This is a genomic window from Herbaspirillum sp. alder98 (genome assembly GCF_020179755.1).
Lineage (GTDB): Bacteria > Pseudomonadota > Gammaproteobacteria > Burkholderiales > Burkholderiaceae_D > Herbaspirillum.
The window spans coordinates 298,718-313,545 of the sequence record NZ_JAIUCY010000001.1; the positions used below are offsets into that span (position 1 = coordinate 298,718).

General features: G+C 62.6%; 12 protein-coding genes and 1 tRNA gene. 6 read left to right on the forward strand and 7 right to left on the reverse strand.

What is annotated here, in order from left to right; all coding sequences use genetic code 11:
• Window positions 1-11 precede the first annotated feature (11 nt).
• Window positions 12-500, forward strand: a complete 489-nt coding sequence (locus tag LBW87_RS01445; RefSeq protein WP_225199649.1) for a peptidylprolyl isomerase — start codon at window positions 12-14, stop codon at window positions 498-500.
• A 21-nt stretch (window positions 501-521) separates the two neighbouring features.
• Window positions 522-1,301: a UDP-2,3-diacylglucosamine diphosphatase gene (locus LBW87_RS01450; RefSeq protein WP_225200325.1), complete on the forward strand. Its 780-nt coding sequence runs from the start codon at window positions 522-524 to the stop codon at window positions 1,299-1,301.
• A gap of 396 nt (window positions 1,302-1,697) precedes the next feature.
• Here LBW87_RS01450 and cysE read toward each other — a convergent pair whose 3' ends face one another.
• The 3 genes from cysE to rnr form a co-directional block, all read right to left on the reverse strand.
• Window positions 1,698-2,450, reverse strand: a complete 753-nt coding sequence (gene cysE / locus LBW87_RS01455; RefSeq protein ID WP_225199650.1) for a serine O-acetyltransferase — start codon at window positions 2,448-2,450, stop codon at window positions 1,698-1,700.
• A gap of 79 nt (window positions 2,451-2,529) precedes the next feature.
• The gene (rlmB, locus tag LBW87_RS01460; RefSeq protein ID WP_225199651.1) at window positions 2,530-3,267 is read right to left on the reverse strand and encodes a 23S rRNA (guanosine(2251)-2'-O)-methyltransferase RlmB; all 738 of its coding nucleotides are present in this window, start codon (window positions 3,265-3,267) and stop codon (window positions 2,530-2,532) included.
• A gap of 48 nt (window positions 3,268-3,315) precedes the next feature.
• Window positions 3,316-5,802, reverse strand: a complete 2,487-nt coding sequence (gene rnr / locus LBW87_RS01465; RefSeq protein ID WP_225199652.1) for a ribonuclease R — start codon at window positions 5,800-5,802, stop codon at window positions 3,316-3,318.
• Window positions 5,803-6,051: 249 nt separating this feature from the next.
• Here rnr and LBW87_RS01470 point away from each other — a divergent pair.
• Window positions 6,052-6,136: transfer RNA gene (locus LBW87_RS01470), tRNA-Leu, on the forward strand.
• A gap of 90 nt (window positions 6,137-6,226) precedes the next feature.
• On the opposite strand, the gene LBW87_RS01475 is transcribed toward LBW87_RS01470, so the two are convergent.
• Entirely contained in the window at window positions 6,227-7,762 is a 1,536-nt protein-coding gene (locus LBW87_RS01475) for a methyl-accepting chemotaxis protein (RefSeq protein WP_225199653.1), read from the reverse strand.
• A gap of 297 nt (window positions 7,763-8,059) precedes the next feature.
• Here LBW87_RS01475 and LBW87_RS01480 point away from each other — a divergent pair, with 297 nt between their 5' ends.
• The gene (locus LBW87_RS01480) at window positions 8,060-9,553 is read left to right on the forward strand and encodes a cryptochrome/photolyase family protein (RefSeq protein WP_225199654.1); all 1,494 of its coding nucleotides are present in this window, start codon (window positions 8,060-8,062) and stop codon (window positions 9,551-9,553) included.
• A gap of 7 nt (window positions 9,554-9,560) precedes the next feature.
• Here LBW87_RS01480 and LBW87_RS01485 read toward each other — a convergent pair whose 3' ends face one another.
• The 3 genes from LBW87_RS01485 to pmbA all read right to left on the reverse strand — a co-directional run bounded on the left by LBW87_RS01485 (window position 9,561) and on the right by pmbA (window position 13,532).
• Window positions 9,561-11,159, reverse strand: coding sequence for an MDR family MFS transporter (locus LBW87_RS01485; protein ID WP_225199655.1), 1,599 nt, complete (start codon window positions 11,157-11,159; stop codon window positions 9,561-9,563).
• A gap of 95 nt (window positions 11,160-11,254) precedes the next feature.
• Window positions 11,255-11,980, reverse strand: coding sequence for a carbonic anhydrase family protein (locus tag LBW87_RS01490; RefSeq protein WP_225199656.1), 726 nt, complete (start codon window positions 11,978-11,980; stop codon window positions 11,255-11,257).
• 187 nt (window positions 11,981-12,167) lie between these two features.
• Window positions 12,168-13,532 (reverse strand): metalloprotease PmbA, encoded by a 1,365-nt coding sequence (pmbA, locus tag LBW87_RS01495; protein WP_225199657.1) that lies wholly within the window; start codon window positions 13,530-13,532, stop codon window positions 12,168-12,170.
• Window positions 13,533-13,611: 79 nt separating this feature from the next.
• Between pmbA and yjgA the strand changes: the two genes are divergently transcribed.
• Together yjgA and mog are read left to right on the forward strand one after the other, a co-directional pair.
• A complete protein-coding gene (gene yjgA, locus LBW87_RS01500) occupies window positions 13,612-14,217 on the forward strand; it encodes a ribosome biogenesis factor YjgA (RefSeq protein ID WP_225199658.1) in 606 nt (201 codons plus the stop codon).
• Complete coding sequence (gene mog / locus LBW87_RS01505) at window positions 14,207-14,818, forward strand: molybdopterin adenylyltransferase (protein WP_225199659.1); 612 nt, start codon at window positions 14,207-14,209, stop codon at window positions 14,816-14,818. Before yjgA ends, mog begins: the two co-directional genes overlap by 11 nt.
• Window positions 14,819-14,828: the final 10 nt, after the last annotated feature.

Consider the following 14,828-nt stretch of genomic DNA (forward strand, 5'->3'; position numbering starts at 1 on the left):
AAGGATTCAACATGGCAGTTCTGCTCACCACCAATCACGGCAACATCCGCATCGAACTGGATGCCGAAAAAGCGCCGAAGACCGTTGAGAACTTCCTGGCCTATGTGAATGCTGGTCATTACAACGGCACCATCTTCCATCGCGTCATCGATGGCTTCATGATCCAGGGCGGCGGTTTCGAGCCAGGCATGAAGCAAAAAGAGACCCGCGACACCATCGAGAACGAAGCCAAGAACGGCCTCAAGAACGAGCCGTACACCCTGGCCATGGCGCGCACTGCGGCGCCGCACTCGGCGTCGGCCCAGTTCTTCGTCAACGTCAAGAACAACAGCTTCCTCGACTATCCTGGCCAGGACGGCTGGGGTTACTGCGTGTTCGGCAAGGTCAGCGAAGGCACCGACGTGATCGACAAGATCAAGGGCGTCAAGACCACCCGTTCGGGCATGTTCGCCGACGTGCCGGTGGAAGACGTGATCATCGAGAAGGCTGAAGTGGTCTAAGCCACTGAAGAGCTCCCGATGATGACCTCAGTGTCCTCACAAAAAGCGCAACCGACGGTTGCGCTTTTTGTTTCCGACCTGCATTTGCAGGCGTCGCTACCCCGCACTACGGCAGCCTTCCTGGACTTCCTGCAGACGCATGCGCTCCAGACCGGGCAGCTATATCTGCTGGGGGACATCTTCGAATACTGGGCCGGCGACGACGATCTCGTCACGCCCTACAACCAGCAGATCGCCGATGCCCTCAAGGCCGTGCAGGCACAAGGCGTGGCGCTGTTCTGGATTGCTGGCAATCGCGACTTCCTGGTGGGCGAGGCCTTCGCCGCCGCCGCCGGGCTGAGCCTGCTACCCGACCCGCACGTGATCACGCTGGCTGGCCGCAGCATTGCGCTGGCCCATGGCGACGCCCAATGCACCGATGACGTGGCCTACATGGCCTTTCGCGCGCAGGTGCGGCAACCGGCTTACCAGCAGCAGTTCCTGGCGATGCCGCTGGCGCAGCGCAAGGCCATCATCGAAGGCATGCGCAAGAACAGCCAGCAGTCGAACCAGGACAAGTCGATGGAGATCATGGACGTCAATGCCGACGCCATCGATGCGCTCTTCAAGCAGACCGGCGTGAGCACGTTGATCCACGGCCACACGCATCGCCCTGCCCTGCACCGGCTTGAAGGCGATCGCTTGCGTTATGTCTTGCCTGACTGGGAATACGACGTGGAAACACCGCGCGGCGGATGGATCAGCTTGACCGACGACGGCGTGCTGCACCGTTTCGATGCTGCAGGCGTGGAAATCGGGTGAACAAGACGCTGGGTCCTGACTTTCATCAGGACGACGAAGGACAATTTATAACATCGCCGTCGTCCTGGCGAAAGCCGGGACCTAGTGGCTTTAGTAACGTCACCCGGAAATCGAAAGACGCTGGGTCCTGACCTTCGTCAGGACGACGAAGATCAATTTACAACATCACCGTCGTCCCGGCGAAGGCCGGGACCAAGTGGCTTCAATAGCGCCGCCCGGAAATCGAAAGACGCTGGGTCCTGACTTTCATCAGGATGACGAAGGACAATTTATAACATCGCCGTCGTCCCGGCGAAGGCCGGGACCCAGTGGCTTCAGTAGCGCCACTCGAACATTGAGAGACGCTGGGTCCTGACTTTCGTCAGGACGACGGCGGTGAGCTAGTCAGCAAAGCCTTCAATCCACCAGCCGGTTCAACTGATCAGCATCGAACCTGCGCATCTCTTCCAGGTGCTGGCATCCGATGCCGGCACCTTTCATCGCCCCCAGCATGGCCTCGATCTGGCGCTCCTGCGCCGCCACCTGATTGATCAATCCGTGCAGCGCCTTCGATAGCGGGTCGTCGCCATTGGCCACCACGCCATAGGCGGCAAACAGCCGGGCTGCAGCCGGTTCAGGCGCCCCAGGGGTCTCGTTGCGCTGTATCACGCGCGCCGGGTTGCCGACGGCCGTGGCGCCCGGCGGCAGCGCCCGCGTCACCACCGCATTGGAACCCACCTTGGCGCCATCGCCGACCACGAATCCACCCAGCACCTTGGCGCCGGCGCCGACGATCACGCCGCGCCCCAGTGTCGGGTGCCGTTTGGCGCCCTTGGCCAGCGATGTGCCGCCCAGCGTCACGCCCTGGTAGATGGTGCAATCGTCGCCGATCACCGCAGTCTCGCCGATCACCACCCCGAAGCCATGGTCGATGAATACCCGACGCCCGATGGTGGCGCCAGGATGGATTTCGATGCCGGTCAGGCCGCGCGTCAGATGCGAGATGAAGCGCGCCAGCCATTTCAGGCCGGCTTGCCAGCAGGCGTTGGCCCAGCGGTGCATCACCACGGCATGCAACCCCGGGTAACAGCTCACCACTTCCCAGGTGTTACGGGCAGCTGGATCGCGCTCGCGAATGCTGGCGATGTCTTCTCGAAGTCGACTGAACATGGTGGCTTCCTGGGGCGGACTAACAAAAAAAATCGCCGGACATCAAGTCCGGCGATCGCATTGCAGATAACGTCGTGGACTATTTCGGCAGGCGCTGGCGTCGCGCTTCGTACAGACACACGCCGGACGCCACCGACACGTTCAGGCTGGCCACCGAACCGAACATCGGAATGTTGATCAGCACGTCGCAGGTCTCACGCGTGAGACGGCGCATGCCCTCGCCTTCAGAACCCATCACCAGCGCCGTAGGACCGGTGAAATCGCCCTGATAGAGACCCTGCTCGGCGTCGTCGGTGGTACCGATGAGCCACACGCCACGGTCCTTCAGGTCACGCATGGTGCGCGCCAGGTTGGTGACGGTAATGTACGGAACCGAGTCGGACGCGCCGCTGGAAACCTTCATCGCAGTCGCGTTCAATCCCACCGCACGATCCTTGGGCGCGATCACCGCATGGGCGCCGGCGCCATCGGCCACACGCAGGCAGGCGCCCAGGTTGTGCGGATCGGTGATGCCATCGAGGATCAGCAACAGCGGCGGACCTTCGATGCCATCCAGCAGCTCATCCAGGTTGAGCGCCAGCGACACGGCAGACGCCTTGGCCACCACACCCTGATGGCGGCGGGTGCCCACCATCGCGGCCAGACGGTCGTCGTCGGCCTGGACGATGCGCACGTTGGCTTCCTTGGCGGCATGCAGCAGATCGAGCATGCGGCGGTCGCGGCGGTCGGCGTCCACATAGATCTCATCGACCGACGAGGCTTCGTGGCGGATACGGGACGTGACGGCATGGAAGCCGAAAATCATTTTACTTTTCATGGAACCTGGTTTCTTCTTTACTTAGTCGTACTTCTTTAAATGTCTTGCTCAACGCTTCTTGCGCGCGCCGCGGGGGGCACCCTTGGTCGCCGCACGCTTGCGATCTGCTTCGCCGGCACGCGCATGGGGCGCCGCCTTCGCCTTGCCACCGGCGCCGGCCTTGGCAGCCTTGCCTGCCTTTGGCGCTGGCGCACGCTTGTCGGCAGCCGGGGCCGCCTTGCCAGCCGCGCCGGCCTTGCCACGCGCAGCGCTTTCGGCGCGCTTGGCTTCGTTCTTGATCTGCGTGCGGATGCCCGGTTCGGTCACCAGCGCCAGGTCGATCTTGCGCGCATCAAGGTCGACCCGGCTGACCTGCACCGTCACCCGGTCGGTCAGCTGGTAGCGAATGCCGGTGCGCTCGCCGCGCAGCTCGTGGCGGGCTTCGTCGTACTGGAAGTAATCGGCGCCGAGCTCGGTGACGTGCACCAGGCCTTCGATGTACAGCGCATCGAGCTGCACGAAGATGCCGAAGGTGGTCACGCCCGAGATGGTGCCGGTGAATTCTTCACCCAGCTTGTCGCGGATGAAATAGCACTTGAGCCAGGCTTCGACGTCACGCGAGGCTTCGTCGGCGCGCCGCTCGTTGGCTGAACAGTGCAGCCCCAGCGCTTCCCAGATGCCTTGCGCAGCTTCGGTGCGCGGCTTCTTGCCGGCGGCCTTGTCGGCGGCGTGCTGCTGCTGTTGCATCTTGCGCGCAGCCGGCGAGATCGAGGTGTTGAGCACACTGCTGTCGATGCCCTTGGGCTCGTAGCGCTTGCCCAGCAATACGGCCTTGATGGCGCGATGGGTCAGCAGGTCTGGATAACGGCGGATCGGGCTGGTGAAGTGCGCATACGATTCGTACGAGAGACCGAAGTGACCGATGTTGTCGGGGCTGTAGACCGCCTGCTGCATCGAGCGCAGCAGCATGGTCTGCAGCAGCACCGCGTCCGGACGGGCCTTGATCTTGGGCATCAGCTCGGCATAGTCGGAAGCCGTCGGCTTGTCGCCACCGCCCAGGCTCAGGCCGGTCTGCTTGAGGAAGTTGCGCAGCGTGGTGAGCTTTTCCTTGGTCGGACCGGCGTGTACCCGATACAGGCCCGGATGTTCGTGACGCTGCAGCAGATCGGCGGCGCACACGTTGGCGGCCAGCATGCATTCTTCGATCAGGCGGTGGGCATCGTTGCGGGTGCGCGGCAGGATCTTCTCGATCTTGCCGGCGGCGTTGCAGACGATATAGGTCTCGGTGGTCTCGAAATCGATGGCGCCGCGCGCCTGGCGTGCCGTCAGCAGGGCCTGGAACACTTCGTAGAGGTGCGTCAGGTGCGGGATCAGGCCAATGCGGCGCGCCGCCTCCGGGCCCTTGGTGTTGGACAGCACCGCCGCCACTTCGGTATAGGTCAGGCGTGCCGCCGAATGGATCACGGCCGGGTAGAACTGGTAGGCCTTGATCTCGCCCTTGGCGGTGATCACGGCGTCGCACACCAGGGTCAGGCGATCGACATCCGGGTTCAGCGAACACAAGCCGTTGGATAACTTCTCGGGCAGCATCGGAATCACGCGCCGCGGGAAATAGACCGATGTGCTGCGTTCCAGCGCGTCCACATCGAGAGCGTCGTTGGGCTTGACATAGTGGCTGACGTCGGCAATCGCGACGATCAGGCGGTAGCCGTTGCTACGGCCGATCTTGACCGGTTCGCAGTAGACCGCGTCGTCGAAGTCGCGCGCGTCTTCGCCATCGATGGTGACCAGCGGCACGTCGCGCAGGTCGACCCGATCCTTGAGGTCGACGGCGCGGACTTCGCCGGGAATCTTGGCCGATTGCTTCTTGGCCGCCTCGGAGAACTCGTGCGGCACGCCGTACTTGCGCACGGCGATCTCGATTTCCATGCCGGGGTCGTCGATGTCGCCCAGGATCTCGGTGATCTTGCCCACCGGTTGCGTATAACGCGACGGGTGCTCGGTCAGTTCGACGCTGACCACCTGCCCGGCCTTGGCCTTGCCCGGCGGCCCGGCCAGCAGCACGTCATGACCGATGCGCTTGTCTTCGGGCGCCACCACCCACACGCCGTTCTCGTTGAGCAGGCGACCGATGACGTGGCTGTTGGCGCGTTCCACCACTTCCACGATGGTCCCTTCGGGACGGCCGCGACGGTCGGTGCCGGTGATGCGCGCTTGCACGCGGTCGCCGTGCATGACCTTCTGCATCTCTTTTTCGGACAGGAACAGGTCGGCGCTGCCGTCATCCGGCAACAGGAAACCAAAACCGTCGCGGTGCGCCGATACCCGGCCCTCGACGAAATTGGGCGAGTTGCTAAGGTTGTAGTTGCCGGCGCGGTCGAGCTTGATCTGGCCGTCGCGTTCCATGGCATTGAGGCGGCGCGTCAGGCCGTCCATCTCGTCGGGCTTCACGCCAAGTGCTGCGGCCAGGGTGCTGGCGCCTTGCGCCGTGCTGGAAGTACGCAGAATGCCGAGGATTTCCTCGCGGCTCGGAATGGAATAGGGAAATTGGCTCAAAAGTGTCGTTTGCTCAATTGTTGTTGATGAGACCGGCTGAAAAGGGCTCGCGGCGGTCGGTTGAACATTGCTTAGTGTAACGGAGTTGGCGACAATTACCTAACCGCCCTGCTTCGGTCCTGGCCCGCCGTGGCACCCCGGCGCCACAAATATTATGAAATTTAGTGTTCAACACCCTTGACACGTTTTTTCCAGGATATATAATCTCGTTCTTTCGCGGCATTGCTGCTGCGAGATAGCAGGTGTATTGCCCACGTGGCGGAATTGGTAGACGCGCATGGTTCAGGTCCATGTGCCGCGAGGTGTGGGGGTTCGAGTCCCTCCGTGGGCACCAAAACATAAAAGGTCGATTAGCGAAAGCTGATCGGCCTTTTGCGTTTTGGGGACCACGAGCAAAGCGCCTGCGCGCTTTGCTCGGCTAACGCTATATCCTGAACACACTAACAGTCTGCGACAGCGTGGCCGCCTGGTCCTGCATCGCGCGGGCTGCGGCGGCGGCCTGCTCTACCAGCGCCGCATTCTGCTGGGTGGCTTCGTCCATCAGCGTGATGGCCTGATTGACCTGCTCGATGCCGTCGCTCTGCTCCTGGCTGGCCGAACTGATCTCGCCCACGATATCGGTGACGCGCCGCACGCTGGCCACCACCTCATCCATCGTGACGCCAGCCTGCTCCACCAGCCGGCTGCCGGCATCGACCTTGGTCACCGAGTCGTCGATCAGTGACTTGATCTCCTTGGCGGCGGCGGCCGACCGCTGGGCCAGCGAGCGCACTTCCGAGGCCACCACGGCAAACCCCCGTCCCTGCTCGCCGGCACGCGCCGCCTCAACCGCAGCATTGAGCGCCAGGATGTTGGTCTGGAAGGCGATGCCATCGATCACGCCGATGATGTCGACGATCTTGCGCGACGACTCATTGATCGAACCCATGGTCGAGACCACCTGCGACACCACGCTACCGCCATTGACCGCCACTTCCGAGGCCGACACCGCCAATTGATTGGCTTGCAACGCATTGTCGGCATTCTGCTTCACGGTCGAGGTCAGTTCCTCCATCGCCGAGGCCGTCTCTTCAAGCGAACTGGCCTGCTGCTCGGTGCGGTTGGACAGGTCCAGGTTGCCGTCGGCAATCTCGGTGGAGGCCGCCGCGATGGTGTCGGTGCCCTGGCGCACCTGGCCGACGATGCGCACCAGGTTGTCATTCATTTCGCGCAAGGCCTGCATCAGTTGCCCGGTCTCATCGCGCGAGGCGACCACGATGCGGCTGTCCAGTTGCCCGCCGGCCACCCGGGTCGCCACCCCCACGGCCGCCCGCAGCGGGCCGATGATCGAGCGGGTGATGCTCCAGGCCAGCGCAATGCCGGCCGCCAGCGCCAGCAGGCCCAGCGTGATCATCATGCTGCCGGCGCTGCGAAAGACGGCATTGATCTCGGCCGTCAGGCTCTTGATGCGCTCTTCCTGCAGATGCGCCAGCTTGTCGATGGCGGCCAGGTAGACCTGGCTCTGCGGCAACAGCTGCTCATCGACCAGCTTGCGGGCTTCGTCTTCACGGCCGGCGTCCTTTTCCTTGAACACGGCAGTATTGGTGGCGATCACCGCCTTGCGGCGTTCGTTGATCTCACCCAATGCCGCGCGCCCGGCGTCATCCGTGATCAACGCCTCCATCTGCTTGACGTATTCGTTATTCTTGCCGATGGTAGCGACGATCTGATCCTTGTAATACTTCTGCTGCACCGGGTCGGCATTCTTGGCCGCCGCCACGATACGGCCGACATTGAGCTCGATCGACTTATAGAATTCGTTGACCAGGCGCTCCTTGACCAGCGCATCGTTGACCATGCTGTCGTTAAGCTTGCCGACCGACTGCAATCGCCAGACTCCGATCGAGGTAATGATGCCCATCAATACCAGAATGGCGGCAAAGCCCAGCGCCAGCCGTGTCCCTATTTTCATGTTCTTCATCTGATTCCCCTGACACCCCAAAAGGCGCAGCCGGATGGCGCCGCGCCGCCTGAACCGCACGTCCCCTCCCCGGGAACATTTCATTTTAACGGCCGGCAACTCCCGCCACTTGAGGCATGGCAACGTTTAACGCGAAAAAAAACGATGCTGCAACCAGGCGATCTATCTAACAAATATTATTAATGAGTATTTAAATAACAAAAGACATCTATTAGATGTCTTCCCGACAAGCAAGTGGCGCTGGCCTGCCTCGCCCCCGTCGTCTATCATCCCCGCTTTGCCTCACCAAACGCCTCCATGTCCAGATTCGATCGCTCCCTCGTATGGTTCCGCCGCGACCTGCGCGACACCGACCACGCCGCGCTCTATTACGCGCTATCGCAAAGCCGGCAGGTATTTTGCGGGTTCGTATTCGACACTGACATTCTTGATGCGCTCGTGGCCGACGGTGTGCATCAGGACCGCCGTCTCGACTTCATCCTGCAATCGATCACCGAACTCGACGCTGCCCTGCGCGCCGCCGGTGGCGGCCTCATCGTGCTGCATGCCAGCGCCGCGAGCGCAATTCCACAGCTCGCCCGGCAACTGGACGTGCAGGCCGTGTTTGCCAATACCGACTACGAACCGCAGGCGGTCGAGCGCGACCAGGCAGTCGCTGACAGCTTGAGCGGCGATGGCATCCTGTTCTTCAGCAGCAAGGATCAGGTGATCTTCGAGAAAGACGAGATCCTGACCCGCGCCGACAAGCCCTTCTCAGTCTTCACGCCCTACAAGAATGCCTGGATGGCGAGGCTGGCCGAGGCCGATGGCAGTTTCTTCCTGAAGCCTTACCCGGTGGCCAAGTACGCGCGCGCGCTGGCGCCGCCGCCGGCCGCGCTCGAGCAGCCGATACCGTCGATCAAGCAGTTGGGTTTCGCGCCCAGCAACCTGGGCGAACTGAAGATCCCGACCGGCATGAGCGGCGCCGACGCGCTACTGGAAGATTTTCTGGACCGCATCGGCGCCTATGGCACGGCACGCGACTTCCCGGCGGTCAAGGGACCGTCATACCTGTCGGTGCACCTGCGCTTCGGCACCATCTCGATCCGCACGCTGGCCAATGCCGCATTGCAGGCGATGCACGCCGGACGGGGCGCTGCCGGCGCGGCGACCTGGCTCTCGGAACTGACCTGGCGTGATTTCTATTTCATGATCCTGCACCAGCATCCGCGCGTGGTGCAACAAGCCTTCAAGCCTGACTACGATGCCATTGCGTGGGAGCGCGGCGACCATGCCGATGCCTTGTTCGCGGCCTGGTGCGAGGGACGCACCGGCTATCCGCTGGTCGATGCGGCGATGCTGCAGATCAACCAGAGCGGCTACATGCACAACCGGCTGCGCATGGTGGTGGCCAGCTTCCTGACCAAGGACCTCGGCATCGACTGGCGCTGGGGCGAACGCTACTTCGCCACCCACCTCAACGACTATGACCTGTCGGCCAACAACGGCGGCTGGCAATGGGCGTCGTCCTCGGGCTGCGATGCGCAGCCGTACTTCCGCATCTTCAATCCGGTCACGCAGTCAGAAAAATTCGATGCCGACGGCAAGTTCATCCGGCGCTACCTGCCGCAGTTGGGCAAGCTGTCGGCCAAGCGCATCCACGCCCCCTGGAGCGCCACGCCCGACGAGCTGCGCCAGGCCGGCCTGACGCTGGGCGTGGATTATCCACGCCCGATCGTCGATCACGCCGAGGCGCGCGCGATTACGCTGGCACGTTATGCGGTGGTGAAGAAGTCGGACGCAGGCGAATAGGCCAAACCTACTCGCTCATCACCGGCTCGACCTTGGCCTGGTCGGCGAACTTGATCTGCGGCACCCGGCGTACCATCCACAAGCCGGCCAGCGACGCCACCACCGCAATGGCGATGCCCATGTGGATGGCGCCCACCAAGGCATCGCGCGCGGCGTCGAGCAGTGCCGAGCCGTTGTGGCCGGCCTGCATCAATTGCCCCAGCAGCACCGACTGGATATCGTGATTGACCAGCACCTCGGGGTCGCTGAAGTCCTTGAGCCATTGCGCCGCATGGTCGCTCTCGAGCGCCTTCTGCACGCCGTTGCCATACATCTGCCCTACCAGCGTGCCGGTCACGGCGGTGCCCAGCATGCCGCCGATCATGCGCAGCGATTGCAACAGCGCCGTGGCGATGCCCAGGTGTTCACGGCTGGCCGCCTGTTGCGCGAACACGGTCAGGTTGGGCAACACCAGCCCCAGCCCGAAGCCACCTGCCAGCATGGTGGCCAGCATGAAACCGCGGCCGGTGCCGCGATCACACAGCACCACGCCCATACAGGACAAGGCCACCAGCACGAAGCCGACCGTCATCATCATGTTGGGATTGGGAATGCGGGTGATGATGCGGCCATTGACAATGCTGGCCACGGTGATACAGGCCACCAGCGGCGTGATCAGCAACCCGGCCTCGCGGGGCGACATGCCGAAGCCGCCCTGGAACAGCAACGGCGCGTACATCAACAGCGAGAACATGGCGAATCCGGCCAGCACCGACAGCACGAACAGGCTGGCCAGCGCCGGATCACGAAACATCTCGAACGGCAGGATCGGCTGCGCGGCGCGACGCTCCCACTTCCACAGCGCGACGAAGGCGATGATGCTACAGGCCAGCAGTGCCGCCATCCCCATGCTCAGGCCACGCTTGGGCAACATCTCCACCAGCAGTTGCAGGCTGCCCAGCGACAGCGAGATCAACAGCGCCCCGGGCCAGTCCAGCCGCATCTTGCCCTGGTGTTGCATGTGACGGATATGCGGCACGAAGCGCCAGACGAAATACAACGAGACCACGCCGATGGGCAGGTTGCAGTAGAACACCCAGCGCCAGCCCAGGCCTTCGGTCAGGAAACCGCCCAGCGTCGGCCCGACGGCAGTGGCGATGCCGAACGCGGCCGAGAGGATGATCTGCCAGCGCAAGCGCACCCGGGGATCGGGGAAGAGGTCGGCGACGGAAGCAAAACAGGTGCCGACCAGCATGCCGCCACCAATGCCCTGCAACCCACGCGCCAGCACCAGGAACAGCATGCTGTCGGCCATGCCGCACAGCGCCGAGGCGCCGACGAAGACGATGATGGAAGCGATCACGAACGGCTTGCGTCCGAAATAATCCCCCAGGCGACCGAAGATCGGCACCGTGATCACCGAGGTCAGCAGGTATGAAGTGGCGACCCAGGCATACAGGTCGAAGCCCTTGAGCTCGGCCACGATGGTGGGCAATGCGGTGCCGACGATGGTCTGGTCCAGCGCCACCAGCATGATGACGAAGCAGATGCCGAGGGTGGCCAGCAGGGATTCTCGGAAAGGCAGGACTTGGCCGCTCGAGTGGGCGGCTTCGGTATGGAGGGCCATGTTGGTTGGACAACAATCGAAGGAGGAGACCACGTGGGCCGACGCCACATTTTACCCCCTTCGATTGCTCACCGAGCGGCACCGGGTCCGACGCGCTAGCGCGGCATCACTCGCAGTACTGCGCGCCCATGAAGTGGTTGTGTCTTGCGGCTGTTGCCGCTGTGAATGCCTTGCAGTGCAGTGATTTGTTGCGGCGACACCAGCAGCGGGCGCGCCAGCACATACCACTCGACATTCTGCGACAGTGGCGGCGTCGTCAGCGAACCCAGATAGTGATAGTAGTCTTCCGACGAGCTCAGCAAGTCGGCCACATTGACCGTCAATGACTCGCCGGCGCCTGCTCTGGCATACGTTTCCAGCAGCGTTGACACTGCACCGTTGGACGTACCGCTGCGGTACTGAACAGCCACTACCGCCAAGCGCCCATTACTGGCGCGATGCACAAGGTGAGCCTCGACGGGAGAGCGAAAATCGTCAACGGTATGTTCGCCCGGCGCATGAAAGTGCATTTGCAGCAGCTCAAAACGGCGCCCGCGAATGAGCACCCACTGACCCGCCGCGAAATTGACCCGCATTCCATGCCCGGTATTGACCAGCTGCGCGGCAGTTTCGCGATAGTGCAGTTGCAGACGGACATCAGCGTCAGCATCGCGACCATTGATGGCCGATTTCGAATCGATGGCAATGGGCGACTGCATTTCGCCCACTTCAGGTTGCCAGTGCTCCTGAACATCATAGTCGAGCTTGTCGGCAGCCATCGCCAACGAGCATGTACCAGCCAATAAAAAGGTGCCTGCAGCCTTACCTATGCGTCGCTTCATTTCGATTTCCTGAGACTAAGGGAAACGAATTAACGCAAGAAAAACTCGCCTGCACACTGCAAAAAAACAGCATTACAAGAAAAATCACGAGCCATGAATGCAAGGCTCACCGAGATCTCATTTCTTTCTCGCTTGACGTCTAGGTATATGACGAAGGATCAAGTTTCTCTCATCAAGTGAGAAAAACTCAATCCCCTGCGACGGTCATGCTTTCGAGCAGGATCGAGCCGGTTTCCTTGGTGCCGCGCACCAGGGTGTCGTTACCGATGGCCACGATCTGGCGCAGCATGTCCTTCATGTTGCCGGCGATGGTGATCTCTTCGACCGGATACTGGATCACGCCATTCTCGACCCAGTAGCCGGACGCGCCGCGCGAATAATCGCCGGTGACGTAGTTCACGCCCTGCCCCATCAGCTCGGTCACCAGCAGGCCGGTGCCCATCTTCTTGAGCATGCCCTTGAAGGTGTCGGCCTTGGTGGTCAGCTCCGAGGTCAGCGCCAGGTTGTGCGAGCCGCCCGAGTTGCCGGTGGTCTGCATGCCCAGCTTGCGCGCCGAATAGGTCGACAGGAAGTAACCCTGCACCACGCCATCCTTGACCACTTGCCGCTTGACGGTACGCACGCCCTCTTCGTCGAACGGGGCCGAGCCGACCGCACCCACGACGTGCGGGTCTTCCTTGATCTGGATGTGCTCGGGAAACACCTGCGTGCCCAGCGCGTCGAGCAGGAAAGTCGACTTGCGGTACAGCGCGCCACCCGAGACGGCCTGCACGAATGCGCCCAGCAGGCCGGCCGCCAGCGGCGCCTCGAACAGCACCGCGCACTTGCGGGTGGTCAGCTTGCGCGCGTTCAGGCGCGCCAGTGCGCGCTCGGCGGCGTAGCGGCCAATCGCTTCGGGCTCGGCCAGCAGCGCCGGATCACGCTTGGACGAATACCAGTCGTCGCGCTGCATGTTGCTGCCGCGACCGGCAATCGGCGCCACCGAGATGGTGTGACGCGAAAACGGATAACCGCCCACGAAACCGCGCGAGTTGGCGGCCACGAAGTGCGAATGCTGGGCGTAGACGCTGGCGCCTTCGCTGTTGGTGATACGGGAATCGGTGGCCAGTGCGGCTTCTTCGCAACGCTGCGCGATGACAACAGCTTGCTCGGCAGAAATATCCCAGGCCGAGAAAAGCTTGAGGTCGCGCGGCTTCATTTCGAGCATGTCGGCGTCGGGCAGGCCGGCGCAATCGTCGATGGCGGTGAACCGGGCAATATTGTAGGCCGCCTCCACCGTCTCGCGCAGCGCCTGCTGCGAGAAGTCCGAGGTGCTGGCATTGCCGCGCCGCACCTGGCGGCCCTCGCCCAGGAACACGGTCACGCCGATGCCCTTGTCCTTGTTTTGCTCGATGGTTTCGATCTTGCCCTTGCGCACTGCTACCGACAAGCCGCCGCCTTCGCTGATATCGACTGCCGCGTCCGAGGCGCCTTTCTCGCGGGCATAGCGCAGCACATCCTGCGCCAATTGCTTCAACTGGTCTTGACTATGGGTAAATACGCTGTCGCTCATGAGCCTGTTTTCTCTGAAATACGGGGTAAAACGAGTATCATAGCAGCCGTTCAGTAATATTATTTTCAAAAGCCATACTATGCCTAATGCGAACCGCGGCGCAGTCGGATTCCAGTCGTCCGAATTCGAACAGGAATACGACCGCCCCTCCAAGTCCCAGCTCAAACGCGAAAGCGACGAACTCCAGAAACTGGGCGAGGCGCTGGTCGCCGAACCACGCGACCGCGTCAAGCGCGTCCCGATGCCCGAGGACGTGCGCGACGCCATCCTCGAATGCCAGAACATCAAGGCCCACGAAGGCCGTCGCCGCCAGATGCAGTACGTGGGCAAGAAGATGCGCACGCTCGATCCCGAAGAGATCGCCATCATCCAGAAGACCATCGACAGCTGGCGCGGCGCCTCCAAGTCCGAGACCGCTGCCATGCATGCGCTGGAACGCAAGCGCGAAAAGCTGCTGGCCGATGACGACGCCCTGACCGCCCTGCGCAGCCAGTATCCCGAAGTCGACCTGCAGCACATGCGCACGCTGATTCGCAATGCCCGCAAGGAGCAGGCCGAGAACAAGCCGCCCAAGGCCTATCGCGAGATCTTCCAGATCCTCAAGCAGTTGCAGGCCGGCGCGGCGCGCAAGGCCGGCGAAGAAGAACAGCTGGACGACGACGAAGACCAGGACGATGAGCGTTGAGCAGCGTGCGTTGCTGATCGGCCTGGTCTCGATCTCGGACCGGGCCTCGGGCGGCGTCTACGAAGACCGCGGCATTCCGGCCCTGCAGGAATGGTTCGGCGCGGCGCTGTCGAGCCCATGGAAGATGCACACCCGCCTGATCGCCGACGAGCAGGCGCTGATCGAGCAGACCCTGATCGAACTGGTGGATGAAGTCGGCTGCGACCTGGTGCTGACCACCGGTGGCACCGGCCCCTCACGGCGCGATGTCACACCCGAAGCCACACTGGCCGTGGCCACCAAGGAAATGCCGGGCTTTGGCGAACAGATGCGCCAGATCAGCCTGCAATTCGTGCCGACCGCGATCCTGTCGCGCCAGGTGGCGGTGATCCGCGAGACGGCCGACCATGCGGCGCTGATCATGAATCTTCCGGGCCAGCCCAAATCGATCAAGGAAACCCTCGAAGGCCTCAAGGATCAGGACGGCCAGCAGAAGGTGCCCGGCATCTTCGCCGCCGTACCCTATTGCATCGACCTCATCGGTGGTCCTTATATAGACACGGTGGATGCGGTGTGCAAGGCGTTCCGCCCCAAGTCCGCGATTCGTCCCACAGGCAAGTAGCCCCGCGTTG

Coding starts and splice junctions, on each gene's coding strand:
- pmbA (WP_225199657.1), bottom strand. CDS start 13,532: ATGAGCGACAGCGTATTTACCCATAGTCAAGACCAGTTGAAGCAATTG.
- LBW87_RS01490 (WP_225199656.1), bottom strand. CDS start 11,980: ATGAAGCGACGCATAGGTAAGGCTGCAGGCACCTTTTTATTGGCTGGT.
- rlmB (WP_225199651.1), bottom strand. CDS start 3,267: ATGAAAAGTAAAATGATTTTCGGCTTCCATGCCGTCACGTCCCGTATC.
- LBW87_RS01485 (WP_225199655.1), bottom strand. CDS start 11,159: ATGGCCCTCCATACCGAAGCCGCCCACTCGAGCGGCCAAGTCCTGCCT.
- LBW87_RS01480 (WP_225199654.1), top strand. CDS start 8,060: ATGTCCAGATTCGATCGCTCCCTCGTATGGTTCCGCCGCGACCTGCGC.
- LBW87_RS01475 (WP_225199653.1), bottom strand. CDS start 7,762: ATGAAGAACATGAAAATAGGGACACGGCTGGCGCTGGGCTTTGCCGCC.
- yjgA (WP_225199658.1), top strand. CDS start 13,612: ATGCCTAATGCGAACCGCGGCGCAGTCGGATTCCAGTCGTCCGAATTC.
- mog (WP_225199659.1), top strand. CDS start 14,207: ATGAGCGTTGAGCAGCGTGCGTTGCTGATCGGCCTGGTCTCGATCTCG.
- cysE (WP_225199650.1), bottom strand. CDS start 2,450: ATGTTCAGTCGACTTCGAGAAGACATCGCCAGCATTCGCGAGCGCGAT.
- LBW87_RS01445 (WP_225199649.1), top strand. CDS start 12: ATGGCAGTTCTGCTCACCACCAATCACGGCAACATCCGCATCGAACTG.
- LBW87_RS01450 (WP_225200325.1), top strand. CDS start 522: ATGACCTCAGTGTCCTCACAAAAAGCGCAACCGACGGTTGCGCTTTTT.